The organism is Paenibacillus sp. V4I3 (genome assembly GCF_030817215.1).
In the GTDB taxonomy this organism is placed as follows: domain Bacteria; phylum Bacillota; class Bacilli; order Paenibacillales; family NBRC-103111; genus Paenibacillus_E.
In genome coordinates this window covers 7578372-7605011 of the sequence record NZ_JAUSZA010000001.1, presented here as the reverse complement: position 1 = coordinate 7605011, position 26640 = coordinate 7578372, and the positions used below count along the sequence as shown (strand labels likewise).

At 43.2% G+C, this 26640-nt stretch carries 31 protein-coding genes and 2 pseudogenes; 29 read left to right on the top strand and 4 right to left on the bottom strand.

Annotated elements, in window-relative coordinates:
- The first annotated feature begins 11 nt into the window (after positions 1–11).
- From QFZ77_RS34955 to QFZ77_RS34860, 20 genes and pseudogenes are all read left to right on the top strand, one after another.
- Complete coding sequence (locus QFZ77_RS34955) at positions 12–758, top strand: SDR family NAD(P)-dependent oxidoreductase (RefSeq protein ID WP_307447779.1); 747 nt, start codon at positions 12–14, stop codon at positions 756–758.
- Positions 759–818: 60 nt separating this feature from the next.
- Positions 819–1142, top strand: coding sequence for an NIPSNAP family protein (locus QFZ77_RS34950; RefSeq protein ID WP_307447776.1), 324 nt, complete (start codon positions 819–821; stop codon positions 1140–1142).
- Positions 1143–1212: 70 nt separating this feature from the next.
- Positions 1213–1755, top strand: a complete 543-nt coding sequence (locus QFZ77_RS34945; protein ID WP_307447773.1) for an NAD(P)H-dependent oxidoreductase — start codon at positions 1213–1215, stop codon at positions 1753–1755.
- Positions 1752–2384, top strand: coding sequence for a DsbA family oxidoreductase (locus tag QFZ77_RS34940; protein ID WP_307447771.1), 633 nt, complete (start codon positions 1752–1754; stop codon positions 2382–2384). The genes QFZ77_RS34945 and QFZ77_RS34940 overlap by 4 nt, the downstream gene beginning before the upstream one ends.
- Before the next feature lie 91 nt (positions 2385–2475).
- Complete coding sequence (locus QFZ77_RS34935) at positions 2476–3213, top strand: SDR family NAD(P)-dependent oxidoreductase (RefSeq protein ID WP_307447768.1); 738 nt, start codon at positions 2476–2478, stop codon at positions 3211–3213.
- A 53-nt stretch (positions 3214–3266) separates the two neighbouring features.
- Positions 3267–3503 (top strand): tautomerase family protein, encoded by a 237-nt coding sequence (locus tag QFZ77_RS34930; RefSeq protein ID WP_307447764.1) that lies wholly within the window; start codon positions 3267–3269, stop codon positions 3501–3503.
- Positions 3504–3641: 138 nt separating this feature from the next.
- The gene (locus tag QFZ77_RS34925) at positions 3642–4082 is read left to right on the top strand and encodes an NIPSNAP family protein (protein WP_307447761.1); all 441 of its coding nucleotides are present in this window, start codon (positions 3642–3644) and stop codon (positions 4080–4082) included.
- Positions 4083–4152: 70 nt separating this feature from the next.
- Positions 4153–4694 (top strand): annotated as a pseudogene (locus tag QFZ77_RS34920) (NAD(P)H-dependent oxidoreductase).
- A complete protein-coding gene (locus QFZ77_RS34915) occupies positions 4691–4873 on the top strand; it encodes a DsbA family protein (protein WP_307447758.1) in 183 nt (60 codons plus the stop codon). The pseudogene QFZ77_RS34920 and the gene QFZ77_RS34915 overlap by 4 nt, the downstream one beginning before the upstream one ends.
- Entirely contained in the window at positions 4870–5322 is a 453-nt protein-coding gene (locus QFZ77_RS34910) for a DsbA family protein (protein WP_307447756.1), read from the top strand. Before QFZ77_RS34915 ends, QFZ77_RS34910 begins: the two co-directional genes overlap by 4 nt.
- 209 nt (positions 5323–5531) lie before the next feature.
- On the top strand, positions 5532–6275 hold the full coding sequence (locus QFZ77_RS34905) for an SDR family NAD(P)-dependent oxidoreductase (protein ID WP_307447753.1): 744 nt from the start codon (positions 5532–5534) through the stop codon (positions 6273–6275).
- Positions 6276–6336: 61 nt separating this feature from the next.
- Positions 6337–6660 (top strand): NIPSNAP family protein, encoded by a 324-nt coding sequence (locus tag QFZ77_RS34900; protein ID WP_307447751.1) that lies wholly within the window; start codon positions 6337–6339, stop codon positions 6658–6660.
- Positions 6661–6723: 63 nt separating this feature from the next.
- Positions 6724–7797, top strand: a complete 1074-nt coding sequence (locus QFZ77_RS34895) for an NAD(P)H-dependent flavin oxidoreductase (RefSeq protein ID WP_307447747.1) — start codon at positions 6724–6726, stop codon at positions 7795–7797.
- A 15-nt stretch (positions 7798–7812) separates the two neighbouring features.
- Positions 7813–7932: pseudogene (locus tag QFZ77_RS34890) on the top strand (NAD(P)H:quinone oxidoreductase, type IV); the annotation flags it as partial.
- Positions 7933–7969: 37 nt separating this feature from the next.
- Positions 7970–8206: a tautomerase family protein gene (locus QFZ77_RS34885; protein ID WP_307447744.1), complete on the top strand. Its 237-nt coding sequence runs from the start codon at positions 7970–7972 to the stop codon at positions 8204–8206.
- A gap of 466 nt (positions 8207–8672) precedes the next feature.
- Positions 8673–8861, top strand: a complete 189-nt coding sequence (locus QFZ77_RS34880; protein WP_307440050.1) for a hypothetical protein — start codon at positions 8673–8675, stop codon at positions 8859–8861.
- Positions 8862–9110: 249 nt separating this feature from the next.
- Positions 9111–10277: a group II intron reverse transcriptase/maturase gene (ltrA, locus tag QFZ77_RS34875; RefSeq protein ID WP_307440052.1), complete on the top strand. Its 1167-nt coding sequence runs from the start codon at positions 9111–9113 to the stop codon at positions 10275–10277.
- A 230-nt stretch (positions 10278–10507) separates the two neighbouring features.
- Complete coding sequence (locus QFZ77_RS34870) at positions 10508–12025, top strand: spore germination protein (RefSeq protein WP_307447740.1); 1518 nt, start codon at positions 10508–10510, stop codon at positions 12023–12025.
- Complete coding sequence (locus QFZ77_RS34865; protein ID WP_307447737.1) at positions 12022–13188, top strand: Ger(x)C family spore germination protein; 1167 nt, start codon at positions 12022–12024, stop codon at positions 13186–13188. The genes QFZ77_RS34870 and QFZ77_RS34865 overlap by 4 nt, the downstream gene beginning before the upstream one ends.
- Entirely contained in the window at positions 13188–13415 is a 228-nt protein-coding gene (locus QFZ77_RS34860; protein ID WP_307447734.1) for a hypothetical protein, read from the top strand. Before QFZ77_RS34865 ends, QFZ77_RS34860 begins: the two co-directional genes overlap by 1 nt.
- A gap of 3 nt (positions 13416–13418) precedes the next feature.
- Here QFZ77_RS34860 and QFZ77_RS34855 read toward each other — a convergent pair whose 3' ends face one another.
- Both QFZ77_RS34855 and QFZ77_RS34850 read right to left on the bottom strand, forming a co-directional pair.
- Complete coding sequence (locus tag QFZ77_RS34855; RefSeq protein ID WP_307447731.1) at positions 13419–14519, bottom strand: GerAB/ArcD/ProY family transporter; 1101 nt, start codon at positions 14517–14519, stop codon at positions 13419–13421.
- 165 nt (positions 14520–14684) lie between these two features.
- Positions 14685–15554 (bottom strand): LysR family transcriptional regulator, encoded by an 870-nt coding sequence (locus tag QFZ77_RS34850; RefSeq protein ID WP_307447728.1) that lies wholly within the window; start codon positions 15552–15554, stop codon positions 14685–14687.
- 132 nt (positions 15555–15686) lie between these two features.
- Between QFZ77_RS34850 and QFZ77_RS34845 the strand changes: the two genes are divergently transcribed.
- The 4 genes from QFZ77_RS34845 to QFZ77_RS34830 all read left to right on the top strand — a co-directional run bounded on the left by QFZ77_RS34845 (position 15687) and on the right by QFZ77_RS34830 (position 21319).
- Positions 15687–16859 (top strand): YbfB/YjiJ family MFS transporter, encoded by a 1173-nt coding sequence (locus QFZ77_RS34845; protein WP_307447726.1) that lies wholly within the window; start codon positions 15687–15689, stop codon positions 16857–16859.
- Positions 16860–17733: 874 nt separating this feature from the next.
- Positions 17734–18036, top strand: coding sequence for a hypothetical protein (locus QFZ77_RS34840; RefSeq protein WP_307447723.1), 303 nt, complete (start codon positions 17734–17736; stop codon positions 18034–18036).
- Between the two features lie 13 nt (positions 18037–18049).
- A complete protein-coding gene (locus QFZ77_RS34835) occupies positions 18050–18508 on the top strand; it encodes a hypothetical protein (RefSeq protein ID WP_307447720.1) in 459 nt (152 codons plus the stop codon).
- 561 nt (positions 18509–19069) lie between these two features.
- The gene (locus QFZ77_RS34830; RefSeq protein ID WP_307447718.1) at positions 19070–21319 is read left to right on the top strand and encodes a stalk domain-containing protein; all 2250 of its coding nucleotides are present in this window, start codon (positions 19070–19072) and stop codon (positions 21317–21319) included.
- A gap of 111 nt (positions 21320–21430) precedes the next feature.
- On the opposite strand, the gene QFZ77_RS34825 is transcribed toward QFZ77_RS34830, so the two are convergent.
- Positions 21431–21634 (bottom strand): hypothetical protein, encoded by a 204-nt coding sequence (locus QFZ77_RS34825; RefSeq protein WP_307447716.1) that lies wholly within the window; start codon positions 21632–21634, stop codon positions 21431–21433.
- A gap of 129 nt (positions 21635–21763) precedes the next feature.
- On the opposite strand from QFZ77_RS34825, the gene QFZ77_RS34820 reads away from it, so the two are divergent.
- Together QFZ77_RS34820 and QFZ77_RS34815 are read left to right on the top strand one after the other, a co-directional pair.
- The gene (locus tag QFZ77_RS34820) at positions 21764–22030 is read left to right on the top strand and encodes a hypothetical protein (RefSeq protein WP_307447713.1); all 267 of its coding nucleotides are present in this window, start codon (positions 21764–21766) and stop codon (positions 22028–22030) included.
- An 890-nt stretch (positions 22031–22920) separates the two neighbouring features.
- Positions 22921–23766 carry an ATP-dependent DNA ligase gene (locus QFZ77_RS34815; RefSeq protein WP_307447710.1) on the top strand — a complete coding sequence of 282 codons (846 nt, stop codon included), beginning with the start codon at positions 22921–22923 and terminating at the stop codon, positions 23764–23766.
- 80 nt (positions 23767–23846) lie between these two features.
- On the opposite strand, the gene QFZ77_RS34810 is transcribed toward QFZ77_RS34815, so the two are convergent.
- Entirely contained in the window at positions 23847–24068 is a 222-nt protein-coding gene (locus tag QFZ77_RS34810; protein WP_307447707.1) for an alpha/beta-type small acid-soluble spore protein, read from the bottom strand.
- A 34-nt stretch (positions 24069–24102) separates the two neighbouring features.
- Between QFZ77_RS34810 and QFZ77_RS34805 the strand changes: the two genes are divergently transcribed.
- From QFZ77_RS34805 to QFZ77_RS34795, 3 genes are all read left to right on the top strand, one after another.
- Complete coding sequence (locus QFZ77_RS34805) at positions 24103–24795, top strand: TetR/AcrR family transcriptional regulator (RefSeq protein WP_307447704.1); 693 nt, start codon at positions 24103–24105, stop codon at positions 24793–24795.
- Between the two features lie 303 nt (positions 24796–25098).
- Positions 25099–25806: a metal ABC transporter ATP-binding protein gene (locus QFZ77_RS34800; protein WP_307447699.1), complete on the top strand. Its 708-nt coding sequence runs from the start codon at positions 25099–25101 to the stop codon at positions 25804–25806.
- Positions 25752–26639, top strand: a complete 888-nt coding sequence (locus tag QFZ77_RS34795; protein ID WP_307447696.1) for a metal ABC transporter permease — start codon at positions 25752–25754, stop codon at positions 26637–26639. The genes QFZ77_RS34800 and QFZ77_RS34795 overlap by 55 nt, the downstream gene beginning before the upstream one ends.
- Position 26640: the final 1 nt, after the last annotated feature.

Below are 26640 nucleotides of genomic sequence, written 5' to 3'. Positions count from 1 at the left end.
AGAATAGAGAAATGAGTGTTCAAGATAAAGTAGCAGTAATTACAGGTGGAAGCAGCGGTATTGGAAAAGCAGCAGCAATTGAACTGGTGAAACAAGGAGCCAATGTGGTCATTAATGGCCGCCGCGAACAAGCGTTGGTTGAGGCTGCAAATGAAATCGATCCGACAGGCACGCATGTGGCATATGTTGCCGGCGACATTTCAGATCCCCAAATAGCTGAACGCTTAATTGGCGAAGCACTTTCGCGCTTTGGACGTATCGACACACTGGTGAACAATGCCGGTATTTTTATAGCGAAACCATTCACGGACTTCACTGAAGCTGATTTTGAATCGGTACTTTCCATCAATGTGGCAGGATTCTTCCAAGTTACTCAGCGTGCGCTGACCGAGATGCTGAAGGCGGGTTCCGGCCACATCGTCAACATCACGGCAAGCGGAACCACAGAGCAGCCCCTTAAAGCCGTGCCATCCGTACTTGCCGCACTGACCAAAGGAGGCTTGAACGCGGCAACGAAATCGCTGGCGATTGAGTATGCGGACAAGGGCATTCGGGTGAACGCAGTCGCGCCAGGGATCACCAAAACGCCGATGCATTCGGTAGTAGAGACACACGACTTTTTGGCTAAATTGCACCCAATGGGCCGAATGGGCGAGGCTCAGGATATTGTTGACGCCATTGTGTATCTGGAATCCGCTCAATTCGTGACTGGAGAGATTCTTCATGTCGACGGCGGTCAAAATGCCGGACAGTGGTAAGCCGTTAATAATCTTTTGAATGCGGACAAATACTGGATTCATAAAAGGAGTAGGGAAAAGATGTTATATGAGCTGCGAGTTTATGATGTAAATCCAGGCAAGATGAAGGTTATCCAAGACAGGTTCAGAGATCATGTTATTCAATTATTTATGAATCATGATATGAAAGTGACGCATTTCTGGGAAGATTCAGATGAAGCGAATAACCGTCTTTATTATGTTGTTGAGCATGCCAATATGGAAATGCGTAACCTTAACTACGATCGTTTCCGCAACGATCCTGAATGGATAGAAGTTAAACGAATCTCAGAACTTGATGGACCCTTAGTTAAAAAGCAAGAAAGTATATTTATGAAAAACGTATCATTTTTCGATAACAAATGAAAATGATGCAGGAACCTGTATGTAAATTAAAAAAGATTTCTAAAAACAATGATGAAATGGAGCAAATAAAATGAAAACTTTAGTAATCGTTACTCACCCGAACATCGACGCATCCAATTGGAATAAAGCATGGGTGGAGGAATTGCAAAAGCATGACGATATCACGATTCATGAATTATATAAATCGTATCCAGACGAGAATATCGATGTTGCTAGAGAGCAGCAATTGATTGAAACGCATGACCGGATTATTTTTCAATATCCGCTTTATTGGTACAGCACACCGCCATTACTCAAAAAGTGGTTTGATTCCGTCTTGCTATACGGCTGGGCCTATGGACCGGATGGCACTAAAACAGCAGGTAAAGAAATCGGTGTTGCGATCTCGACCTATGGTACGGAAGAGTCGTATCAAGCAACCGGGTTCAATCGCTTTACCCTCCGAGAAATATTGCGACCTATAGAAGCACTTGCTCATTTTATTAGTGCCTCTTATCTGCCTCACTTTTCACTAAACGACACTTCTATCGTTACGGATGAACGATTAGCACAGAGCAGCATCGATTATATTAATCATATTAAAACGGTAAAGCCAATTGTGGTTGAATCATGAAAAAATTGATGATTGATGTTTATATGGATACGATGTGTCCCTGGTGTCGTATGGGAACTACCAGTCTGCAAACCGCTTTGAAACAATTACCAGAAGGCACTAAGGCAACCGTTCGTTCGCATGCTTTTCAGATTAATCCTGGTATTCGTCTTGAAGGAGAAGATTATCGGCAGGTTATGATTGGCAGATTAGGAGGGGTTCCTCAATTCGAAGCAAGAATGAGGCAGTATAACGAAGCCGGTGCTCAATTCGGTCTTAACTTTAATATGGATATTGTGAAATATACACCGAATACTACCTTATCCCATCAGTTAATAGCTATTACGCCAGAGAACTTGCAAGAGCAATTGATTGAGAAGATATATACGGCTTATTTTGAAAATGGCATCGATATTGGTAATGTGGATGAACTTGTGGAAATAGCAAGAGCAAACGGAATCACTGATGATGCTGCTGAACTCAAAATGCGGCTTATTAAAGGCGACGGTATTGAAAAAGTTGAATTAGGACAACGTAATGCGCAAAAGCTGGGGATCAGAGGGGTTCCTTACTTTGTAATTAATGAGGAGATCAGCTTATCTGGACTACAATCTCCTAATGAATTTATTAAATTGTTTGAAAATAATTAAGGCACGAGTTAAAAACGGTTTAGGGCAATAATAAGATTCATTACGCTTAATTTATTCTTCATAATTAGAAATTCATAAGGAGAAATAACACATGGATATTCAAGGAAAAGTATTTGTGATAACTGGCGGAAGCAGCGGTCTTGGGAAAGCCATGGCGATTGAGATGGTGAATCTAGGAGCGAATGTAGTCATCAATGGACGCGGCGAACAAGTGTTGGCTGAAGCTGCAAAAGAAATCGATCCTACAGGAAAACAAGTGCGGTATGTTGCCGGAAATGTTTCAGATCCTAAGACCGCGCAGCGCTTAATCGACGAAAGTTTGGCTCACTATGGACGCATCGATACGCTAGTTAATAATGCAGGAATTTTCATGTCCAAGCCATTTACGGAGTATTCAGAAGAGGACTTTGAAACATATTTATCCACGAATGTCGTCGGCTTCTTCCATGTTACTCAACGTGCGGTAGCTGAGATGCTTAAACAAGGAACGGGACACATTATTACCATCACGACGAGTCTGGTTGACCAACCGTCGGTTGCCGTTCCTTCCGTACTCGCCTCATTGACGAAGGGCGGTCTGAAATCGGCGACGAAATCATTAGCAATTGAGTATGCTTCCAAAGGAATTCGGGTGAATGCAGTCTCACCTGGGGTAATTAAAACACCAATGCACCCTGTTGAATCGCACGATGCTCTAGCTAAATTGCATCCTATGGGACGTATGGGCGAGTCACATGATATCGTCGAAGCAGTCTTATATCTGGATTCAGCCAACTTCGTAACTGGTGAGATCCTTTATGTTGATGGCGGACAGAATGCTGGTCACTAAGCAAATGCAACAGTAGATACAAAACAAATCTAATTTGAATAGGGAGAATATCCATGCCGATCGTTACGATTCAAGTGACCCGTGAGGGCACCGCACCAGATCGTGAGTCTGTCACAGCGGAAGAAAAGGCGGCGCTTATTAAAGGGGCCAGCGAGCTTTTGCTAAACGTTCTGAAAAAGCCTTTAGAATCTACCTTCGTAGTTATCGAAGAGGTTGACACCGAGAATTGGGGTTGGGGCGGACTGCCTGTGTTGGAGTATCGACATCAGCTTGCTGATAAGAGGAAGTAATCGCTAGATGGTTGATAATGAGGGCGTGATTAAGCGTCTATGCCGAAATAACAAATTGACGAAAAGTTACCCCTAATAGACAGACATAGGATAAACCCAATATAAGAACTGCGGATTTACCAAGTGGTTCCCGACCGCATGCAAGCGATACTGGATCGGTTTCGGAATGATACGATAAGAACTTTTGCTAAGCATGACATGAAGGTAACTAATTTTTGGGTAGTTGTGGACGAATCAAGTAAATGTCCACGGGCTATTCGCCTCACAAACACTTGGATATTATATGAGCTGCGAGTTTATGATGTAAATCTAGATAAGATGAAGGTTATCCAAGAAAGGTTAAGAGATCATGTTGTTCAATTATTTATGAATTATGGTATGAAAGTGACGCAATTCTGGGAAGATTTAAATGAAGCAAATAACCGTCTTTATTATGTTGTTGAGCATGCCAATATGGAAATGCGTAACCTTAACTACGATCGTTTCCGCAACGATCCTGAATGGATTGAAGTAAAACGAATCTCAGAACTTGATGGACCCTTAGTTAACAAGCAAGAAAGATTTTCAATAAACAAATGAAAATCATGCAGGAAACCTGTCCGTAAATTAAAAAAGATCCTAAAAACAATGATGAAATGGAGCAAATAAAATGAAAACTTTAGTAATCGTTACTCACCCGAACATCGACGCATCCAATTGGAATAAAGCATGGGTGGAGGAATTGCAAAAGCATGGCGATATCACGATTCATGAATTATATAAATCGTACCCAGACGAGAATATCGATGTTGTTAGAGAGCAGCAATTGATTGAAGCGATGACCGGATTATTTTTCAATATCCGCTTTATTGGTACAGCACACCGCCATTACTCAAAAAGTGGTTTGATTCCGTCTTGCTATACGGCTGGGCCTATGGTCCGGATGGCACTAAAACAGCAGGTAAAGAAATCGGTGTTGCGATCTCGACCTATGGTACGGAAGAGTCGTATCAAGCAACCGGGTTCAATCGCTTTACCCTCCGAGAAATATTGCGACCTATAGAAGCACTTGCTCATTTTATTAGTGCCTCTTATCTGCCTCACTTTTCACTAAACGACACTTCTATCGTTACGGATGAACGATTAGCACAGAGCAGCATCGATTATATTAATCATATTAAAACGGTAAAGCCAATTGTGGTTGAATCATGAAAAAATTGATGATTGATGTTTATATGGATACGATGTGTCCCTGGTGTCGTATGGGAACTACCAGTCTGCGAACCGCTTTGAAACAATTGCCAGAAGGCACTAAGGCAATCGTTCGTTGGCATGCTTACAGATTAATCCTGGCATTCGTCCTGAAGGAGAAGATTATCGCCAGGTTATGATGGGCAGATTAGGCGGGGTTCCTCAATTCGAAGCAAGAATGAGGCAGTATAATGAAACCGGTGCTCAATTCGGTCTTAGATTTAATATGGATATTGTGAAATATACACCGAATACTACCTTATCCCATCAGTTAATAGCTATTACGCCAGAGAACTTGCAAGAGCAATTGATTGAGAAGATATATACGGCTTATTTTGAAAATGGCATCGATATCGGTAATGTGGATGAACTTGTGGAAATAGCAAGAGCAAACGGGATCACTGATGATGCTGCTGAACTTAAAATGCGGCTTATTAAAGGCGATGGGATTGAAAAGGTTGAACTAGGACAGCGCAACGCGGAAAAGCTGGGAATCAGAGGGGTGCCTTACTTTGTCATCAACGAGAAGGTCAGCCTATCTGGTCTACAATCTCCTAGTGATTTTATAAGAGTGTTTGAGAATAGTTAAGCTGCTGCAATGGCTCGCCATCGACTTTCCCATTGTTCTAGAATATAGACTTCCTGGGTTTAGGTATCTGAATTTGAGATACTCAATATCATTATTCTGTATTATGCAGGATAACAGAATCATTGTATGATGAACGAGCAGATCAGAAGGTCTGATATTTTTTCAAATACAAACTACCTTCTAATAGGTAGATAAAGGAGAATAGAGAAATGAGTGTTCAAGGTAAAGTAGCAGTAATTACAGGTGGAAGCAGCGGTATTGGAAAAGCAGCAGCAATTGAACTAGTGAAACGAGGAGCCAATGTAGTCATCAATGGCCGCCGCGAAGAAGCATTGGTTGAGGCTGCAAATGAAATCGATCCGACAGGCGCGCATGTGGCATATGTTGCCGGCGACATTTCAGATCCCCAAATAGCTGAACGCTTAATCGGCGAAGCAATTTCGCGCTTTGGACGTATCGACACACTGGTGAACAATGCCGGTATTTTTATAGCGAAACCATTCACGGACTTCACTGAAGCGGATTTTGATTCGGTATTGTCCATCAATGTGGCAGGATTCTTCCAAGTTACTCAGCGTGCGGTGACCGAGATGCTGAAGGCGGGCTCCGGCCACATCGTCAACATCACGGCAAGCGGAACCACAGAGCAGCCCCTTAAAGCCGTGCCATCCGTACTTGCCGCACTGACCAAAGGAGGCTTGAACGCGGCAACGAAATCGCTGGCGATTGAGTATGCGGACAAGGGCATTCGCGTGAACGCAGTCGCGCCAGGGATCACCAAAACGCCGATGCATTCAGTAGAGACACACGACTTTTTGGCGAAATTGCACCCAATGGGCCGAATGGGCGAGGCTCAGGATATTGTTGACGCTATTGTGTATCTGGAATCCGCACAATTCGTGACCGGAGAGATTCTTCATGTCGATGGCGGTCAAAATGCCGGACAGTGGTAAGCTGTAAAATAATCTTTTGAATGCGGACAAATACTGAATTAAAACAAGAAGGATGGCGTTTATGCTGTATGAACTGCGGATTTACCAAGTGGTTCCCGGCCGCATGCAAGCGATACTGAATCGGTTTCGGGATGATACGATAAGAATTTTTGCTAAACATGATATAAAGGTAACGAATTTTTGGGTAGATGTGGACGAATCAAAGGATCGGTTGTATTACGTACTTGAGCATCTGGACGCGGCATCCCGTGAACGGAACTTCCAAGCCTTTCTGGAAGATTCAGAATGGCTGGAGCTTAAGGATAGAACCGAACAAAACGGTCCCTTACATGAGAAAATCGATATTGTCTATATGAAAAACGCGCCGTTTTTCCAAATGGATTAAAAGCGCGAAAACACTATCCTATAATGATGAGGGATGGAAGATAAATTTTTTGAGGGGAGGAAGATGAACATTAAACTTGACACAGAACTTTGTCGCATTTTTAATATTCGTTACCCAATCTTCTTGGCTGGCATGGCAGGTGGACCTGGAACGGTCAGCTTGACTGCGGCCGTATCCAATGCGGGTGGGCTTGGCACGCTAGGAGCCGCTTATATGGAGCCCGAAGCGATCCGTAGTGCGATTCGTGACATTCGTAAGTTAACGAATGCTCCCTTTGGAGTGAATTTATTTTCTATTCGGGCTACCGACGACAATACGAGAACTGGCGAAGTTCAACGGGAACTGAATGATATCCGAAATAAATTCGGGCTACCGCAGGTCGCGGGAGAAGGCGTGCGGACGCCAGATCATTTCGAGCAACAATTCACCGTTGTGTTGGAGGAAAAAGTCCCGGTTATCAGCACGGCGTTTGACGTTCTTCCTGCACATATGATTGAGCAAGCCAAAGCGGGCGGCATTCGAATTGTCACAATGGTGACGACGGTCAATGAAGCGCTCCTTGCTGAACAGGCGGGATGCGACGCGATTGTGGCTCAGGGCAGCGAGGCCGGGGGGCATCGTGGAACATTTGACATTTCCAATCGACCCATGGGTGCTAATATTGGCACAATGGCCTTAGTGCCGCAAATTGTTGACCGTGTTCATATTCCGGTAATTGCGGCAGGAGGGATTATGGATGGCCGCGGGCTTGTCGCCGCCCTCGCACTTGGGGCACAGGGTGTGCAGATGGGAACGCGCTTCCTGACTTCGGTTGAATCGGGAGCGCATATCTCGTATCGGCAAAAACTGCTTGCCAGCACCGAGGAGAGCACGGTGATCACGAACGTGTTTTCCGGTCGTCCAGCCAGAGGGGTTGCTAACGAATTTATCGAAGTTTGGGAGAAGAGCAGGTTAGAGCCGCTTCCGTTCCCTACCCAAAATACCGCGACAAGGGATATTAGAACTGCTGCGGCCAAGCAAAATAATCCCGATTATATGTCTTTGTGGGCAGGACAAGGTTTGCGGATGCTTACTTCTGGCCAAAGTGCAGAGAGTATCGTGCAAGAAACTATCAATCAGGTGCAAATTATTCTCTAATAAGCGATACACATGACAAGTGTATCCGTGGATCAAAATGGAGCAATGAAGGAAGACGTGCGCGCTGCTGCCGAGCATCAAGCAAAACGCACCGTATCCGTTGCTAAATGGGTTAAAAACGGTTTAGAACAATAATAACTAAACATATCATTCCGAATGGGGGAGAATATTCATGCCGATCGTTACGATCCAAGTGACCCGTGAGGGGACTACTCCAGACCGTCAGTCTATCACAGCAGAAGAAAAGGCAGCGCTTATTAAAGGAGCCAGCGAACTTCTGCTCAATGTTCTGAACAAGCCGTTAGAATCTACCTTCGTAGTTATCGAAGAGGTTGATACCGAAAATTGGGGTTGGGGCGGACTACCTGCGTTGGAATATCGCCGGCAGCTTGCCGCTAAGATGAAGTAATTACGTTAATATCTTTATAAATGAACCCAGTGCCGTGTTGGCACTGGGTTTGATTTGTGCGCCTCACAGTCGCACAATCTAAGTGGTTCAAATCCACTCGGTAACTTTACCCTTTAAAGTGCCGTAGCCGAAGTAGAGGTCCTAATCCAGCAGGGTTAGGATTGGCAGGGTGTCTCTTGTGAGAGGGAATCCGAAGGGCCTGCAGGCAAAATCCAGCCCGGAATGCGGTGAACCAGAGGTGGCGGCGATGTTGGGTGACCCGCCAAACAAACGGGGAAACTTATGCAAATATGTATATCTTGTAGGGAAACAAACAAAGGGATATGACCTGCAAGGCTCATCGACGTGATTAGGGTCAGGATGGATGGAATAGAATGTGCAGATAACTGAGGGAAGTCTCGTAGCTTCCTTGACGCAAACGCGGACAAGGTAGGGGAGGTATAACCTTAAAGGGAAAGCCGAATCAATGGGCTGCGAGATGGCGGATCGTTCCGTAATAGCGAGTAAGTCCGAGCCGATGAAAGCTGGTAACAGTCTGGAGGGGAAAACTCGGATGAGTATGCGCGCGAGAAAGAAGACTCAGTCGCATAACCTGCTTCCGCTTCAAAAGAGGGAAGACAGAGGCAAAGGGGACGTGCTTCGTCAAAATCTGTGAGTTTGCGTGAGTGGAGATCGTAAGCGCCTTAAACCAACGAGAGTAGCTCCAAGTGGGTGCGTCCCGCCAATGGCGAAGAACGCCAACGGATAAGGACTACTGGCGACCTGAGTACACGGCGGACCAACAGAGTGATTGACAATGAGTCTAAGACGCATTTGTTACGCCCGTGGAACAAGCAAGGAATCGATCATCTGTAGCGGAAACAAGACCAGTTTGGTGAGTAGCGGTAAAGGTGGTGAAACACCAATGAAACCGAAACGACGATATTACTCCCTGATCGATAAAGTGTACCAAATAGAAAATCTGTACGAAGCATGGCTATCCGTGAGGAAGAATCAAGGAAGCGGCGGAATCGATGGCGTAAGCATTGCCATGTTCGAGAAGAATGTGAGTATGAACCTGAGGGAGCTCCAAAGGTTATTGCAACAAGGGCGGTACAAGCCTGACCCTGTGCGACGTCATTACATTGAGAAGGAGAATGGGAAATTAAGACCGTTAGGTATTCCTACAATCCGAGATCGCGTATGTCAGCAAGCGGTACGCCAGATCATCGAGCCGATTTTCGAGAAAGACTTCTACTATTATAGCTTTGGCTTTCGAGCAGGATACTCGGCGCACCAAGCAGTGAATACGATTCGACGCGCGAAACGCGGCGGATACGAATATGTGGTTGACCTGGACATTATGTCTTTCTTCGATGAAATTCCACACGAATTACTGATGGAGAAAGTACATGAGAGAATCGCCGACGGAAAAGTACTGACGCTCATTCGCGGATGGCTAACGGCGGGATTCATGGAAGATGATCAGTTCCATGAAACGGAAATCGGGTCTCCACAGGGCGGAAATTTGTCGCCATTGCTTGCGAATTTGTACTTGAACCATTTCGACTGGGGGATGAAGGAGAGAGGTTTTGCAGTGGTAAGGTATGCGGATGATGCAGTCATTCTATGTAAAACAAAGGAACAGGCTGAAGAGGCATACCTAGCGGCAAAGACCATTCTGGAAAACGAATTACAACTACGAATGCACCCTGAGAAAACGAAGGTTGTACATTTCGATGATGGATTTCGCTTTCTTGGATTCGACTTCTGGAAGGGATATCTCATTGTACCTGACACGAAAGTGAAGAAATACAAAGATAAAGTCCGTAAGATCACCCGCAGGCAACAAGGGATTAACCTTGATGGAATGCTCAAGAAACTAAATGAAATTGTGCGAGGGTTTGGTAATTACTTCGGCATAGGGAATGTAAAGAAGAAGTTTCAACGGTTAGACGAATGGACGCGCATGAGGGTGCGAGCCTTTATGTGTAAAAAGAAATCTACGGTTTCTAATTCGCTGATACCCAACAAAGTGTTGGAATCGGCAGGAATGGTATTTCTAACAAACTTACTCACCACACGTTTCTAATTCAGTTGTGAAATATGCAGCCCGGTGACGGGTGAAGATGACTCACTCCTGAAGATGGGGAACTGACGAAGGAAAGCCGTGTGCGGGAAATCCGCATGCACGGTTTGATGGGGAGTCCGGGGGAGTAATCCCCCGTCTTACCCTACTTATAAGGGGCGTCTTTATTCATCGTATATGTCTTACTCTATTTGGAATAATAGCAGTGACTGTGTCAACCAGGAGGAGTTTTCATGAGATGGTTTATAAGAGGTAAAGATACATTCAATAATTATGAAAATCTTCCTAAAATGAAAAGCAATAACCTAGAGGAAGACAATAATAATGAGTTTACATCGGATATCGAGCAAAACGAAAAGATTTTAAGAGAAACATTCCAGGATTGTTCTGACTTGGAATACCGAAGGATAGAAGGTAATCATAACCTTCAAGGGCTCATTGTTTACATAGATAACTTGATTGATACAAAAATGCTCGATGAGCATGTAATTAAACCAATGCTCACGAGCATAACAAATGATAAATTTCCGAAGGAAGCAGGAGATCTTAAAAGTGAGATGATCTCCGTTGGAACCACGAATAGCTCTACAAAAGTATCGGAAACCATTCGTAACCTATTAGAGGGTTATGCCGCCATTCTAATTACAGGTAGCAGCAATGTGATAACGGTCTCAATTCCCGGTTCATCCAAAAGAAGTATTGAAGAAGCGTCATCCGAGCCTGTTATACGCGGCCCAAGGGACGGTTTCATTGAACATATTTCAACAAACATAAGTTTGATACGTTCAAGACTCAAAACTTCAAAATTAAAGATAGAGTATATTACTTTAGGAGAGGTTTCCCAGACTCGAATAGCCATTACATACCTAAAGGGTATTGTGCAGGAAACATTAGTTGACGAAGTTAGAACGAGATTGAATTCCATACAATTGGACGGTGTACTCGATTCAGCGTATATCGAAGAATTTATTGAGGATCAACCGTATTCACCATTTCCCCAAGTTCACAGCACAGAACGTCCAGATGTGGTGGCTGCTGAATTGCTTGAAGGAAAAGTAGCCATTCTTGTGGATACTACCCCATTTGTCCTTATTGTTCCGATGACGTTCTGGACAGGACTTCAGGCAAGTGAAGATTACTATAGTCGTTGGCCAGTCGCTACTTTTGTTCGATGGATTCGATTCCTCTTTATCAATTTAGCGATATTTGCACCTCCGCTGTATGTAGCTATTACGACCTTCCATCAGGAAATGATACCCACTAATCTTGTGCTGAGTATTCTTGCATCAAGGGAAGCCGTTCCCTTTCCTGCGATGATTGAAGCTTTACTTATGGAAGTCATATTTGAAGCCCTGCGGGAAGCCGGAAACCGTCTGCCTAAACAGATAGGCCCAACCATAAGTATCGTTGGAGGTTTAGTCATTGGCCAGTCATCGGTTCAAGCGGGATTAATATCTGCTCCAGTAGTCATTATCGTGTCCATCACTGGCATTTCGGCGTTTACGATTCCTCGATATAGTTTTGGAAATGGGATCCGATTACTTCGTTTTCCAATGTTATTCTTAGCGGGGACACTGGGCCTCTATGGCATTGTTCTAGGATTGATAGGCATCATATTACACGTGACTTCCCTTCGTTCCTTCGGGGTTCTTTATTTTTCTCCAGTCTCTCCGCTTAAGTTGACCGGCTTGAAGGATGTTTTGATAAGGATACCGATTTGGGCGAAATTTCGATCGGGGGTTAAGAGATGAGAAGACTAAAATATATGATTCTTCTCGTATTTGTCTTTATTAGCGGGTGTTGGGATCGTATGGAAATGAATGATCTTGCATTTGTCACAGGTACTGCAATGGACCTGTCGGACGACGGCAACATGCTGCTATGTTCCCTTCAAATCGCAACTCCATCCACTGAAGGAGGAATGGGTGGTGGAGGGAGCGGCAGCAAAGATAAATTTTTCGTTATATCCGCAGAAGGAAAAAATGGAAATGAAATTCATCAAAAACTTCAGAAGAAAAGCTCACGTATATTGTTCTACTCTCATCGCAGCGTTGTGTTTATTAGTGAACGTTTAGCTAAGCATGGAATTCAAGGTGTACTGGATATCTTTACTCATGACCCAAGAAATCGCTTAAAGACCTATATCATGGTTGTTAAAGGGGAAGAAGGGAAGAATATTTTGCAAATGAATTATCCTTTAAAGCAAGCGCCCATCGAAGCGGTGAGGGAAATGGAAAATTCGGGAGATGATTTAGCAGTAACATTGAAGGATTTTTTTATTTCGTCTGAAAGTGAGGGTGTTCATCCCGTCGTAGGGGTAATTGAATCCGATATCCACTCCAAAGATCCACATAAGCAACTATTTAGGTTAGCGGGCGCCGGCGTTTTTAAAGATTTAAAACTATCCGGTTTATTAGATATAAATGAAACATTGGGGCTGATGTGGGTGACGGACAAGCTGAAGTTCGGTCGAATCACGGCAAATTTACCTGAAGGTAATGGGGAAGTTGGGATGTTGATAACCCATGCTGACCGCAAAATCATTACGCAGACTCCACTTGATTCAGTAAAATTTAAGATCCAACTGGAAGGTCAAGGAAGTTTGGTCGAGAATAATTCCGGTCTGGATATCAACGAACCAAAGAATTTGAAGCTAATAACAAAAGCGTTGGAAGATGCAGTCAAGAAACAAGTCCAAGATGTTATATTTAAAATCCAAAAGAAATATAAAGTGGATAGCGTGGGCTTTGGTCAAGAAATTTATAAGCATAACCCTGAGAAGTGGGCAATTTTGAAAAATCAATGGGATACTCGGTTCCCAGAGGCAGATATATCGGTTGAAGTTAACCTGACAATAAAAGGAGAGGGAATGGTACATTCTTCCTTCGAATCGAAAGAAAAGGAGTCCGAATAATGATCCTGCAAATATCAACTTTTGTTATTTTAACGTTGGGTTGGTCTTGCTATAGAGTTCAGATGTTTCTAAATAAAAAACAGCTTAAAGTAGCTGTTGTATATAGTTGTTTGATGGGATTATGTATGATTCTAGGCTCTTTATTATTTGCCCATGTTCATATTAGCATAACAGCTCCTGTTAGATTCATTTTTGAGCCCATCGGAAAAATCATTTTAAAACAATGAAATCTAAACCTCTGACTTCCTCCAGCGCCTCTTTATTGTATCAATCATTAGAAGTGTAAGGGGTAAAATTAATTGTGTAAAAAATGCGTAACTTGGAAAAGAATATCTAAAATAAGTATTCAAATCAGTGGAATAAAATTTAAAAACCGAAACAGATCCTATCGCTGCCAAAATCGTTATAGGGAATACAAAGTTCCTGTAATTTCTAATGTTAAAAAGATGACATATACTTAGACATATAATAAAGCAGACGAGAGAATCTTTTACAAAGCAACCCATAACCCATATAGCCACCCCTATAGCTTCCAAGCGTTCAAAGCTTCCTGTTATACCTATATACCGAACTACTTCTAACACTGGAAATGTCAATTTACCGGCTAACGGCCCAAAGATCATAATCAGAGGTATAACAGTAATGCAGAGAAGACTAGCGATAAGCAACAATGCGATGAACGAAACTTTGGTTGCTTTCTTCGGTTGATTCAAATAAGGAAGAAGCCACCCCAAAATAAAAAATTGACTTAAGTAAGCGGTTGGGAAAACGGACGCCTGAAGGACTGGAACCATTCCTTGACTCATCACGGGAAGGATCCGCTCCGAATCAGATTCTGCGAGCATGAGTATCAAGAGTGGAATCAACAAAACAAAGATGAGTAAGGAAATGTACTCATTAGATCTTGCGATAGATTCGATACCCATATAGGCTGCTATACCGCATAAGAGTGCCAACGTTAGACTGACAACGATAGCAGGAGTTCTCATAAGCAGAACGGTATTTATAAACTGTATGTGTTGATTAAGAACGATGAAATCAAAATTAATCCAGTAATAAATAAAATAACATCCTAAGCATTTTGCAGGCCATTTCCCTATAATTTGAGAGCTGTACTGTATAATCGTAAGACCCGGATAGCGATTCGACAAAATGATCATCACCCAAATCGTTAATGACCCGATCAAGACAGCAGGAAAAATCGTTATCCATGCATCTTGCTTGGAGATATCCGACTCCAAACCTGGTATCATAAGAATGACGATGGGAGCTATAAAGGAAAAAATTAACAAGCATAATTGACTTCCCGATATTTTTTCAGTGGACTTCATTCACGTTCTCCTTCAGAGCAGATTCTCTCCAAGTATTCCCTTCTTAACATCTTGTATACGGTTGGCAAGTAATCCGAGAATGGTTAAAGTACCCTCTCGTGGTTAAGAAATATAAGAGCAGACCCAGTGCCAACACGGCACTGGGTCTGCTCTTATTCCAGTACTTTAGCTAAAATGGGCTCGCATCTCCGATAAGAAGGCTGACAATGCGGGCGTGATTAAAGCGTCTTTGCGCCTGATGAACACGGTTGTGACGATGGCATGCTTGCCGGGGATCGCATGGCAGCGGATTCGGCCTTGCTTTTCCGACTCGGTTATGATGGAACGCGGCAGAAGAGCAATGCCGAGGCCGGCGCCTACACAGCCTATAATCGTTTCAATCGACCCGAATTCCATCAGCTTAACGGGCAATATGCCTTCATCATGGAGCAGCTGATTTAATTTTGCCCGGTAGGAACAGCCGCTGTGGAATACGAGAAGTGTAGACAGCTGCACATCATGGATGGAATTAACTGGCGGATGGGAGACCGAGGTGACAAGTACCAGCTCCTCATCAATGACATTTTCCTGAACCAAATCGGGATGCTCCACGGGACCGGCCACGAATGCTCCGTTCTGCTCATAATGAAGAACCGCATGAATGTGGTTCTCGGAAGTACCGGTAATTAAAGAGAAGTCGACCGCCGGATATTCGGTATGATACTTGGTAAGCAGCGTAGGCAGCCGAACGGCGGCGGTTGTTTCCAGAGACCCGATATAAAGCGGCCCTGCGGGAACGGAGGAGTCTCCGACGGCCAATCTGGCTTCCTGAATGACATGCAATATTTTCTCCGCATAGGAAACAAGGATTTGACCGGAAGGGGTAAGCGTAATACCCCGATTGTGGCGGTAAAAAAGCTGAGTCTGCAAATCGGTCTCCAGCTGTTGAATCTTATGGGTGACGTTGGATTGGGCAAAGTTTAATTTATGAGCCGCTTTAGAAATGCTACCTTCGTGCGCCGTGGTAAAAAACACTTTGAGCAACTGAATATCCATATAGACCTCCTGTATATTTAGGTTTAGATATCTGAATTTAAGATATTCAATATCACTATTCTGTATTATACATGATAACAGGAATCATTGTATGATGAATGAATAGACGAAGGTAAAGACAGGAGGGAAAGCATGGAGAGAAGGACGTTGATCGTTTTGCTCGGAGGCATAGCAGCATTGATGGTGGCTATGGGAATCGGAAGGTTCGCCTTTACTCCTATCCTCCCGATGATGATGGATCACCATCTGTTCTCCGCCGCGGGTACGGGCTATCTGGCTTCAAGCAATTACTTGGGGTATTTGATCGGCGCGTTTGTCCTGACGCTGGTCCAGGTTAAAGGCCGATCCACGCTGCTGTTCGCCGGGTTAATCGTCAGTATTGCGACCACATGGGGAATGGGTGTGTTCCACAGCCTAGAGGCCTGGCTCGTACTCCGGTCTTTGTCGGGCCTTGCCAGCGCAATCGTGTTTGTCATCGCATCCAGCATCGTACTGGATCGTTTATCGGCGCTCCAAGCCGGAATATTCTACGGAGGCGTGGGAGCGGGCATTCTGCTGACCGGACTTTCAGTTCCGCTGCTTGCCCGAAACAGCGATTGGACCGAAGTATGGAAGGGACTGGGACTGATCAGTCTGATCTTAGGTCTGGCAGCCTGGTATTCGTTGCGGGACAGGCATACCGGTACGCAGACGTTAAGCTCTCCTCATGACCACGACCATCACCCTTCGGCCGTTCGGCGGGTCTTGATATGTTTGATGATTGCCTATGGCTTGGAAGGCTTGGGCTACATTGTTACCGGGACCTATCTTGTAGCTTTCGCCAAGTCGGTTTCAAACATCCCCAATATTGCGTCACTTAGTTGGATACTGGTTGGTATTGCCGCGACGCCTTCGTGCGTCGGTTGGTCGATGCTTGCCTCTCGATGGGGAAAAAAGTGGACATTGACCGTTGCCATGCTGCTGCAATCCATAGGCATTGCGATTCCAGTTCTTATTCCTTCTTCAACTGCCGTATTAGCAGGCGCCCTTATGTTCGGCGTAACCTTTATGGGAATAACGACGCTGTCCGTCGCTTTTGCCAAGGATTTATACCCGCAAAACAACCGAAAGATTATAGGTTTGCTAACCACCTTCTTTGGCTTGGGGCAAATAATCGGACCGCTCATTGCAGGTCTTCTGATATTGGGAAATAGCAGCTACCGTACCGCTTTAATCGGAGCGGCTTTCATCGTCTTCTTGGGGGCGCTTAGCTTGCCGCTGGGTATAGGCCGAACCGACCGGAAGCAGCTCAAACTAGCTAAATGATAATACAAGTCGCTTTACCCCATCTAAAGGAGGGGGCTTCGGTAATCTTGACTGGCTCAACGCTTTCAACAAATGGTGGGCTGGAAAGATATTCCTAAATAAACCCATGCTATTTGGCTAAATATAGTTTACAGCCATCCATTCCTGATTTCGCTCGGCTTTTTGTTTCTCCAGGCTCCCGTGCCATCTCCGATCCCATCCAGCCATTATTCTCCTGATAAACTGCAAACTTTAATTGCTCAAGTCAAAAAGGCTTGTCCGTTTTTGCTTCCTCATGTTAACACCCAATAAACTCCACACAAAGCTTACAAATTCCGATTAAAGATTACAAACTATGAATGCAAGCTGAGCTGATTTCACGCATTCACTCTTGATTCCACTTGGCTTATGGGGATAGGAAATTGGAATAAGGTATATTCCTAAAGCCTTGAGAATCCTGTATTTTCCCTGTATTATCAGTCGTTCCTCGATTGTTCTCTTTGTTTCCTTCAAACTTAATCCCTGTCCCTTCCTTTTTCTCTACCGTTTGGTGCAAATGACCTCTAGTAGCCAACGATACAGCACATACCCAGTAGGTCCAGCTTCATAGCAAACTTCAAGCGTTACCTCTTCCGTTCTACGAGTTGTTGAATCAATTTGCGAACAGCTTCTTTCGTATGGACGATAGTACCCCAGTACCGCGATTCACTCCTACCCTCATCAGCGATAGCAATTTTTGATTTTGATACGTCTAAACCACTCTAATTCTTTATTTTCCCAAGACACCCATCACCTTGCAGGAAGCCAGAAGCTGGCTTTCCGCCCGACATTACCCCCTGAAATCGACAGAATTCGACGAATCGTTATAAAAGCTATGCATAAGGAGTGAATCACGATGGCGAATAATTACAAACGCTTCATTCAAAATCAATTCGAAAAAGCGAAGTCTACCGCTTCCGAATTCATTTCTTCAAGAAGTGAAGAACAAGAAGAAGGCACTATAGAACTCGATCCGCAATATTATGTTGAGCTGAAAGCAATCGCCGATATGCAGCATACGACCGTACAAGCGATCGTCAATGGAATCATTGTCCAATACCTGGAAAGCGCCCCATACGAATTAACCCCCATCTCAGTGGATCAAAAGGAAAATAACCCGCTTCTGTATTTGGATGGTATTTGCAGACTAGAGGATTAAGGAGTGCTGACATATGGATAATCACTTGAACATTCAAGATGCAATTTTTCTGGATGAAACAGCTTTAGCCGCTTTAATGAACCCTGAAGACCCCCGCTATGCGAAAGCCCGTTCCCTGTTTCTGGATTTGCATGACCTTGAACGTAATTACATGACGACCAACTCCATTATATTTGATCTTCACGAATGGCTTCGCAATGAATACAGCTATGAGCAGGCGGAATATTTTCTGAATGCAATTGATAAAGCAGTGAGTAAAGGCAAGCTGGCGGTCATCTCTAGCGGCCCCGAAATTGAGGGGGAATCGCGCAGACTGCTTATGGACAGGCCCGAGCTCCGTTTCTCGCTCAGCGAAGCATTCACTGCTGTGACCATGTCCTATTATCAGGTAAAACGCATCTTTACTTTCAATCGCAATTTCATGATGCTTGCCAATTTGGATAAGGATATTCGAATCATTCCATCCAATTAAAATCCTTTAAACAAATACAACCTGCCCTCTTGAGAGGCCGGCTGTATTTGTTACGTTGCAATGCCGTAAATTGCTTTTTCCGTCGCTTCTTATTACACCCTCATACTGAAATCGTGCGAGTTACAACCGCTTTTGGTTTCCCTTCACTGATTAAATGTCATATTATATACCATTTAATATCTTTATATTAATAAAAAACAAGAATAACATTATTTCGTGTCACTATAATTGACACGAAGTCCAACTGGAAGTATAATTCAATTAACCGCACGACAAAGTGCAACTAATACTTAAGGCAATGGCGCCTATCCTACACGGATAGGCGTTTTCTGTCTTTTTGAAAGGGTGAATACGATGATGAAACGTTTGGAGAGCCTTGTTTTGTTTATCCAATGCCTGCCTGTCGCCTTGAGATGGTATTAAGATTTTCATGTTAGGTTTTGGTGCGTTCTGCTCCTTTGCATAAATATGACAAAAGCCCTATGTCGATATCAGAAGAACTATTGGATAATCTAGGGGAACTTGTTGTATTTATTTCATAACGGAGGACTGAACATACCCATGGTTAAAACAACGTTTAGAAAACATCTTTACATAATCATGTCTCTAGCTATTGCTATAGGGTGTCTGTTCGGGAATTCCTACATTCCTAGAGCATTCGCAGAGGAAACGATTTTCCCAACAAGATACTCAGGGGAATCCACAATCTCAGGACAAAATATGGTTTGGCTGGACAATAACCAAATCACGGTACAGCACATTGTTACCGGTGAAAAGCAGCAAATCACAACCACACCAAAGCATAAGAGAAGCGCTTTCATCAGTGGTACACTTGTAGTGTGGCTGGAAAAAGCCGATTCCCAATTCGATTTCAATGTTTATGCCTATGATCTAAGTACAGGAGCTGAGAAAAAGCTTACGGACACACCTGGACCACTCTCAGCGCCAAGCACTGATGGCGAGTTTATCGTTTGGGAAACGGGAGGCAGTCTATTCGCCTATGAATGGGCCACGGGTACCGTATCGACTATTGGGTCAGGTAGAGAACCAATTATTGACAACGGCAATGTGCTTTTTAAATCTGGGGGGAAATTAAATCTATATGATCTTAAGTCGGGCGTTATAAAGCTTGAGATCGCTCCTCCGGGTGGCTACACTTTCAATAGTTTTGTTGAGTTTAAAGGAAATACAGCTCTATATTATGTATCAAAAAATGATAAAGGAAGACAATTAGCGTTATTGCAGCTAGGTGGGACTTCACCCAAAATTCAGTACTTAACACCGTTTAACAACAGTACGCGCTTTTATGCCCAATTAGCGGTAGGCGATAATTATGTAGCTTGGGTGAATGAAGACAAGAATGGCATTCATCAACTTATGGGAGCTCGAATAGATGACGGCACGACCATGCAATTGACACAGTCCGAGGAACAATTGATACCCGCGTTGCCAATCGCATTTATTGGCGACACGCTCATTTGGCTTGATGGGGTAACAATGAAGGCGATGCCGCTACAGATTGAAAAATCTGTGGACGGACCAACGAACTTCAAACCAGATCCCCCTCCTTCACCTGCGCCAGTTGCTATAATTAGACCTGAATTCCCAGAACTGGATAAATCATTGGCACCTTTAGCCCCTCTGCGTAAGTCGGATGCTAAGCGTGTTAAGGTCTATGCAGATGGACAAAATGTAACTTTTGAAGAGCAGCCTTTTATCGAGAATGGTTCCACCTTGGTTCAATTCCGTCCTATTTTCGAGAAGCTTGGGCTAGGAATAAAGTGGGACGCCGAAACAAGAACCGTGACCGGTTCTAAAGATGGCGTAACGATTCAGTTGCAGATCGACGAGCCTAGAGCAATCGTTAACGGAGTTGTAATCACCTTGGAGGCAGCGCCAAAAATCAAAAATGACGTTACGATGGTTCCGCTACGACTCGTTGGGGAGGCAACTGGGAGAAAAGTGATTTGGAACAATGAACTTCGCAAAGTGTACATCATTGATCCCAGCAGCGAAGGAAAGCTTTATTATTCAAACGGAACGTTAAGATACGAGGGACAACTACATGATGGAAAAATGCATGGCAAAGGTAAACTTTATCGGGAGGATGGTTCCCTGTGGTATGATGCTGAATTCGTGAATAATGAGATTGAAGAAGAAGGGAAATTCATCCAAAAAGGATTCGTTGAAGGCAATGATATGACTGATTATTATTATGTCGGAGAAATTAAGGATGGAATACCCGAAGGGCAAGGGGCCGGATATGATCCATCTGGTGAAATGATATACGAAGGCAGTTTTAAAAACGGAAAATACGATGGTATTGGTCGGTTTTATGTAAAAGGAATGCTTCTTTATGAAGGCGAATTCGCAAAAAACAAATATGATGGATCTGGCAAGTTATACTCACAAGGACGACTATTGTATGAAGGCGGGTTTAAAGAGAATAACCGTCACGGCAAAGGCAAGTTATATGATAACACAAGATTTAAAATTTTAGAGTACGAGGGAGAGTTTGTAAACGACAAATTCGAAGGTTATGGAATTCACTATTTCAAAGATTATATTGGCGAATGGAAAAATGGAGAAAAACATGGCAAGGGCCAAGACTATAGGAGATATCTCGAGTATGAAGGTGTTTTTGTAGGCGGAGTAAGGGAAGGCTACGGAAGGCTTTTTATATCGGATAGACAAATCTATGAAGGAATGTTTATAAACGGTGTGCCGGAAGGAACCGGCAAGCTAATAGATTATTATGGGAAAATTACGTATGAAGGGCAATTTAAAGACGGTAAGCCTTTGGGAAACTAACCATTTTTACGCCTATTAAAGTATTTGATCTCTTCGGGGTCAAATACTTTTTTTTATCTGAACTTCATACGTTCAATGAAATCCGTTACGAAAAATGAGGAGGTGATTATGCTAGAAGAACGAATCTTTGTTAGGCGGGGGTTTTTGCGGTTCAGCTCCATTCATCCGAGCTAGATATTCTTTATCTGCCTCAGCCTTCTTGATCGCTTCGTATAGTTTCATTCGGGCCTTCACGGTGTCGGCGGTTCGCTTGTTAACATTTCTGCCAACTATCATACACCACCGAAAAAACTCTTCCCAAACTTTGTACTTCATCTTGCACCTCCTCATGAGCCTAAATGTTCATTTTCCTATCCACCAATTTACTCAATGATCAACAAACACCCGGACAAAATATATTGATCTGAATAATTTAATTGAGTCAGTAAGAGGAGGTGGAAAAGTATGTCTAAATATTCGCATGCCGGGTCATTTAATTTCCCAACATCAGGTACAAAACCATTATTTGTAGTCCCTAAAGTGGACGGAACATTAGCAATATCTAACAACAGTAGCAAATCCTTCGTATTGCTCTTAAATAACACAGTGACTATTACTGTTATGCCTTATGGTATCGCTAGAATTGGCAGTTTGGCGGGCGGGTTCACCACAAAAGTCGCGATTAGAACTAAAGGACCATGTAGCGGATCTTACATCTTTCAACAAAGCTGAATCGAATCGATTAGGATAATGAAGATCGTCTACTTTAAATTTGCCCCTATCAGGGGCTTTTTTCTCTTTCAGTCGCTCTCCCATGTTTTCCGTATTCAATTTTGTTCCATCCAGTTTTATACAGAAAAACGGTTGTTTTGCCATGCATATTTGTCCAAACCATTCCTATGAATCAATCATAGAATATATTATTCCAAAAGAAAGGATGATAGAATTGGCAAACACAGATGTAAGGCTCCAACTTTTCTCTGGCAATAATTTTACAAATCGGCGGATTGCTCTTAGACGTGGAGGTGTAGCAGTTCGAGATCTGGGCGCATTCCGTTTTGATAACGTCCTATCCAGTTTCCGTCTAAGAAATGTTTCAACCACAGATTCTGTGACACTAGTTTTGTTTTCACGAATTAACTTCCAGGGATCCATTCGCATATTTCGTGGACGCCAAAACGTGTCGAATTTAGGTAATTTCAATAATCTAACTTCTTCCTTAATTTTAGTAGGACGCAACCTTACAAATTCCCAAATTCAACAGATCCAAAGTACCGGTATCCCTCCTCGTGATATTTTAGTTATCAGACAATAACAGATAGGTGAAAAGGGCACAGGTATGTGTCTTTTTTTACATAAGAATTTATATTTTTTAGGTTAGGGTAAGGCGACGAAGTTTACCTTATTTAGTATAGTTAGCTATGGATTTTTTACTAGGCTAAGTGAAATTGTGGATATGCATATCATTCGACAACGAAAGGAGCGAAAGCAATTCCAACAGGAAACAGTAGAGCGATTGCGGTAAAGTAAGAGATGCGTCCTTACCTCAAATGAGTTTTCCTCCAAGTTCCATTAGGCAGATGAATAACAGTGAAGTATCATTTAGCTTAGGGTGATAAAAAATGTTCATTTCTCCTATGCTAGCGTACAACGCAAAAGATAATAAACCATTTTACAGTAAAAATCATATAGCGGAATTAAAATTAGATGGTCTAAGGTGTATTATTTCCAACATGGATAAACTCTATGTTTATACGAGGCATAATAATTTGATCACAAATAAATTCCCCGAATTGTATAATTGCCCCCTGCCTGAAGGAACGATACTTGATGGTGCATTAATGATTGTTGATGATCAAGGGAAACCAGACTTTGAAGCCATGTCGGCCAGGTTTTTATCTAGGAAAAACAAAACACCTGTGATATTCTGCGCATTTGATATCTTGAGATATAAAGGAATTGACGTCACGGGTCTAACTTTACTGGGGCGTAAAGAACTGTTGGACAAGGCTTTCATTGAAACTGAGAATTATAAAAAGGTTAAAGTGTTTGAAGGAAATGCAGTTGATTATTTTGAGCAGGTTCGTGGGCGGGGACTTGAGGGCATCATCATTAAATCGAAAAAAGAGAATTCCAAATACGAAATAGAAAAACGCTCCAAACAGTGGCAAAAGGTGATCAATTGGACTTATGCGGATGTGTACATATCCGGTTACAGAAAAAATAATTTTGCCTTATTGGCCTCTATTGATGCAGCTGATGGCTCGAAGTTCCCAGTCGGGGTTATTGAGTCAGGTGTAACACCAATTCAACAGAAAGCTTTAGATAGCTTGAAGAATCGCTTAGTATTCAAGGAAGACAAGAATTTTGCTTATATGGAACCACGAATCATGGCAAAGATTAAGACGAGAAATTGGACCAAAAATGGAAAACTTCGGTCCCCAGTATTCATAGAATTCGTTACATGAGCATAAAAAAAAGACTGAAATCACCAAAGGAGGAAGTGGTGGTTACAGTCTTTTGTTTTGCTTGCACATCACCCAAGGAATTAGCGTCTAATTCCGCCGGTTAGCTGTTGTTCGGCCAGTTGAACTAATCTTCTCGTAATGTTACCACCGATTGCGCCAGTATCACGAGTAGCCATGTAGCCGTAATAACCATCTTGAGGAATCTGAATACCTAATTCTTGAGCGACTTCATATTTCATTTGGTCAAGAGCTGCTCTTGCTTGTTGCACGACTAATGTATTGCTGTTTCTTCTTCTAGACATTTGATTCACTCCTTTTTTGTGGTGTAGGAGTATTTTGTGGATTAAATGGTTTTTTATTCATCTTGTTAAAATTAATTTTGCAAAACTCAGGAAATCATCTCCTTATATTCTTGACTTCGTAGTCAACTATTTGTATGATTCACTTATGAGCAGACCAAGAGAATTTGATGTTGATAAAGTATTGAATCAGTCGATGGAAGTTTTTTGGGCAAAAGGTTACAAAGCAACCTCATTCGAAGATCTCACCAATAAGACTCATGTCAAAAAACAAAGTCTGTATGGCGTCTTTGAAGACAAACGTTCACTCTTTTTAAAAGCACTTGCCCTGTATCGAGCGCAAAATCTCGATTCACTTCGAGAAGTGGTCGATCGAGGCGGGTCGCCAACGGAAATTCTAGATGCTGTTAAATCGGCTTCACTTTGTTCGAAAAATGAAGATAGCCGCAACGGATGTCTGATGGTAAACACGGCGTTGGAATTTGGAATTAGTGATGAGGAAGTAACCAATGAAGTTGAAAAAATGTTTAGTGACGTCCAGCTTGTGCTCGAGGAAGTGATTAGTAAAGGGCAAGCATTAGGAGAGATTACGACACGCTTCACAAGCAAAGAATTAGGAGCCTTCTTGGCTAATGCCTTGCGTGGTACCCGTATTCTAGAGAAAACAGGGGTGCCTGTGGAACAAATCGAAACCATTCTAAATACTTCGTTTGGTTTAATAAAAAAATAAAACGATATGCGCTTTTCAGTATAGACGAGCGGCACATTAGATTCCATATACGGCGTTCACTCCATGGGGTGAACGCCATTTTTCTATGAGTTACCTCAAGTTTCGCATATTACCTGCAAAGATTTCTTATTGACACAACCTCTGGAAAAAGATATATTCTTCATTGTAATAAGTAATTATTACGATTTGTCAACCGCAATGCCTAATAACTTTCTTGTAGTTTGGGCTTCGACATATGAATCGAGGATCGTCATGATATAAAATCGTAATTTTTACATATAAAGTTGGAAAGGATTTGTTCTTATGCTGGTAGCCTCCATGGATGAGGTGGAATTCGGTTACAATGATGTCCCTTGTATTCAAGACGCGAGTGTAGAGATTCAGTCGGGTGAATTTGTAGCTATAACGGGCCCCAATGGTGCAGCCAAGTCGACCTTGCTGAAATTACTTCTTGGCTTGCTTGATCCTTGGAAAGGGAGTATTTTCTTGTCTTCAACCAATAAAGAGGGGAGGAAGCTAAGAGTGGGTTACGTATCTCAGCAAATCTCCGCCTTCAACAGTGGATTCCCTAGCACCATATTGGAGTTTGTCCAATCAGGCAGGTACGCAAGCCGCTCATGGTTTCGTAAACTCGACAAAGAAGATGAGGTGCAGACGGAGAAAGCACTCCGTCAGGTTGGGATGTGGGATTTGCGCAAGCGCAAGATCGGTGAGCTCTCTGGCGGTCAAAAGCAGCGAATTTGCATAGCCAGAGCGCTTGCACAGGAGCCCGATATGCTTGTTCTCGATGAACCGACGACAGGGATGGATCAGGAGAGCCGCTTTGGTTTCTATGAGTTGATGCATCATCAAGTGAAAGCTCACGGGCGAACCGTTGTTATGGTGACGCATGGCCTTACCGAGGTCGCTCCCTATCTGGATCGAATCATTGAGCTGGAGAGGAAGGAGGATGGCGGATGGAAATGCTGCACTACGACTTCATGCAGCGGGCATTTTGTGCCGGTGGGTTAATTGCCATCCTGGCTTCGATTCTGGGTGTGTATCTGCTGCTTCGCAGACAAGCTTTGATGGCTGACATGCTCTCCCATGTTTCCTTGGCTGGGGTTGCAGGAGGTGCGTATCTAAATATCAATCCAACCTTGACTGGATTCGTCGTAGCTACGTTAGGAGCTATAGCTGTTGAATATGTAAGGAGGTCCTATAAAACCTATAGTGAAATTTCGGTTGCTATCATCATGGTGGGTGGGTTATCTACAGCAGTGATCATTATGAGTCTCAATCAAAGCATTAATAAAGGCTTCTCCGCTTATTTATTCGGCTCTGTGGTTGCTGTGAACGAAACCGAGCTTCTCCTCATGTTTGTGGTAGCGATGATTGGGGGCATCTTTTTCTATATATTCCGTCGTCCGCTTTATCAGATTACATTCGATGAAGATACAGCTAAGACAAATGGGCTTCCTGTGAAATGGATCTCACTTGGCTTTAGCGTCTTAACAGGTATGATTGTATCTGCGGCTATGCCCATTGTGGGAGTTCTTCTCGTTTCGGCATTAATTGTACTGCCCGCGGCACTTGCCATTCGGATTGCACCTAGTTTTACATCCGCACTTTTTATAGCTATGAGTATTGGTTTACTTGGTGTCATTTCCGGACTTACCGCGTCATATCAGCTTAGTACACCCCCGGGAGGAACGATAGCGCTGCTTCTCTTATTTATTCTTATTGCTGGCTTGGGTTTGAAAAAGGTCGTGCTGACATTAAGCAAAAGCAAAGCAAAAAATGCAATTGACACCATGCCTCGTATGTCCAAAGAAACGACAATTTCATCATTCAACAAATATTAGG

Coding starts and splice junctions, on each gene's coding strand:
- QFZ77_RS34830 (WP_307447718.1), top strand. CDS start 19,070: ATGGTTAAAACAACGTTTAGAAAACATCTTTACATAATCATGTCTCTA.
- QFZ77_RS34815 (WP_307447710.1), top strand. CDS start 22,921: ATGTTCATTTCTCCTATGCTAGCGTACAACGCAAAAGATAATAAACCA.
- QFZ77_RS34880 (WP_307440050.1), top strand. CDS start 8,673: ATGGGCTGCGAGATGGCGGATCGTTCCGTAATAGCGAGTAAGTCCGAG.
- QFZ77_RS34945 (WP_307447773.1), top strand. CDS start 1,213: ATGAAAACTTTAGTAATCGTTACTCACCCGAACATCGACGCATCCAAT.
- QFZ77_RS34930 (WP_307447764.1), top strand. CDS start 3,267: ATGCCGATCGTTACGATTCAAGTGACCCGTGAGGGCACCGCACCAGAT.
- QFZ77_RS34810 (WP_307447707.1), bottom strand. CDS start 24,068: ATGTCTAGAAGAAGAAACAGCAATACATTAGTCGTGCAACAAGCAAGA.
- QFZ77_RS34865 (WP_307447737.1), top strand. CDS start 12,022: ATGAGAAGACTAAAATATATGATTCTTCTCGTATTTGTCTTTATTAGC.
- QFZ77_RS34860 (WP_307447734.1), top strand. CDS start 13,188: ATGATCCTGCAAATATCAACTTTTGTTATTTTAACGTTGGGTTGGTCT.
- QFZ77_RS34870 (WP_307447740.1), top strand. CDS start 10,508: ATGAGATGGTTTATAAGAGGTAAAGATACATTCAATAATTATGAAAAT.
- QFZ77_RS34885 (WP_307447744.1), top strand. CDS start 7,970: ATGCCGATCGTTACGATCCAAGTGACCCGTGAGGGGACTACTCCAGAC.
- QFZ77_RS34925 (WP_307447761.1), top strand. CDS start 3,642: ATGCAAGCGATACTGGATCGGTTTCGGAATGATACGATAAGAACTTTT.
- QFZ77_RS34795 (WP_307447696.1), top strand. CDS start 25,752: ATGGAAATGCTGCACTACGACTTCATGCAGCGGGCATTTTGTGCCGGT.
- QFZ77_RS34895 (WP_307447747.1), top strand. CDS start 6,724: ATGAACATTAAACTTGACACAGAACTTTGTCGCATTTTTAATATTCGT.
- QFZ77_RS34950 (WP_307447776.1), top strand. CDS start 819: ATGTTATATGAGCTGCGAGTTTATGATGTAAATCCAGGCAAGATGAAG.
- QFZ77_RS34905 (WP_307447753.1), top strand. CDS start 5,532: ATGAGTGTTCAAGGTAAAGTAGCAGTAATTACAGGTGGAAGCAGCGGT.
- QFZ77_RS34850 (WP_307447728.1), bottom strand. CDS start 15,554: ATGGATATTCAGTTGCTCAAAGTGTTTTTTACCACGGCGCACGAAGGT.
- QFZ77_RS34855 (WP_307447731.1), bottom strand. CDS start 14,519: ATGAAGTCCACTGAAAAAATATCGGGAAGTCAATTATGCTTGTTAATT.
- QFZ77_RS34900 (WP_307447751.1), top strand. CDS start 6,337: ATGCTGTATGAACTGCGGATTTACCAAGTGGTTCCCGGCCGCATGCAA.
- QFZ77_RS34820 (WP_307447713.1), top strand. CDS start 21,764: ATGTCTAAATATTCGCATGCCGGGTCATTTAATTTCCCAACATCAGGT.
- QFZ77_RS34910 (WP_307447756.1), top strand. CDS start 4,870: ATGATGGGCAGATTAGGCGGGGTTCCTCAATTCGAAGCAAGAATGAGG.
- QFZ77_RS34845 (WP_307447726.1), top strand. CDS start 15,687: ATGGAGAGAAGGACGTTGATCGTTTTGCTCGGAGGCATAGCAGCATTG.
- QFZ77_RS34915 (WP_307447758.1), top strand. CDS start 4,691: ATGAAAAAATTGATGATTGATGTTTATATGGATACGATGTGTCCCTGG.
- QFZ77_RS34955 (WP_307447779.1), top strand. CDS start 12: ATGAGTGTTCAAGATAAAGTAGCAGTAATTACAGGTGGAAGCAGCGGT.
- QFZ77_RS34940 (WP_307447771.1), top strand. CDS start 1,752: ATGAAAAAATTGATGATTGATGTTTATATGGATACGATGTGTCCCTGG.
- ltrA (WP_307440052.1), top strand. CDS start 9,111: ATGAAACCGAAACGACGATATTACTCCCTGATCGATAAAGTGTACCAA.
- QFZ77_RS34935 (WP_307447768.1), top strand. CDS start 2,476: ATGGATATTCAAGGAAAAGTATTTGTGATAACTGGCGGAAGCAGCGGT.
- QFZ77_RS34825 (WP_307447716.1), bottom strand. CDS start 21,634: ATGAAGTACAAAGTTTGGGAAGAGTTTTTTCGGTGGTGTATGATAGTT.
- QFZ77_RS34840 (WP_307447723.1), top strand. CDS start 17,734: ATGGCGAATAATTACAAACGCTTCATTCAAAATCAATTCGAAAAAGCG.
- QFZ77_RS34835 (WP_307447720.1), top strand. CDS start 18,050: ATGGATAATCACTTGAACATTCAAGATGCAATTTTTCTGGATGAAACA.
- QFZ77_RS34800 (WP_307447699.1), top strand. CDS start 25,099: ATGCTGGTAGCCTCCATGGATGAGGTGGAATTCGGTTACAATGATGTC.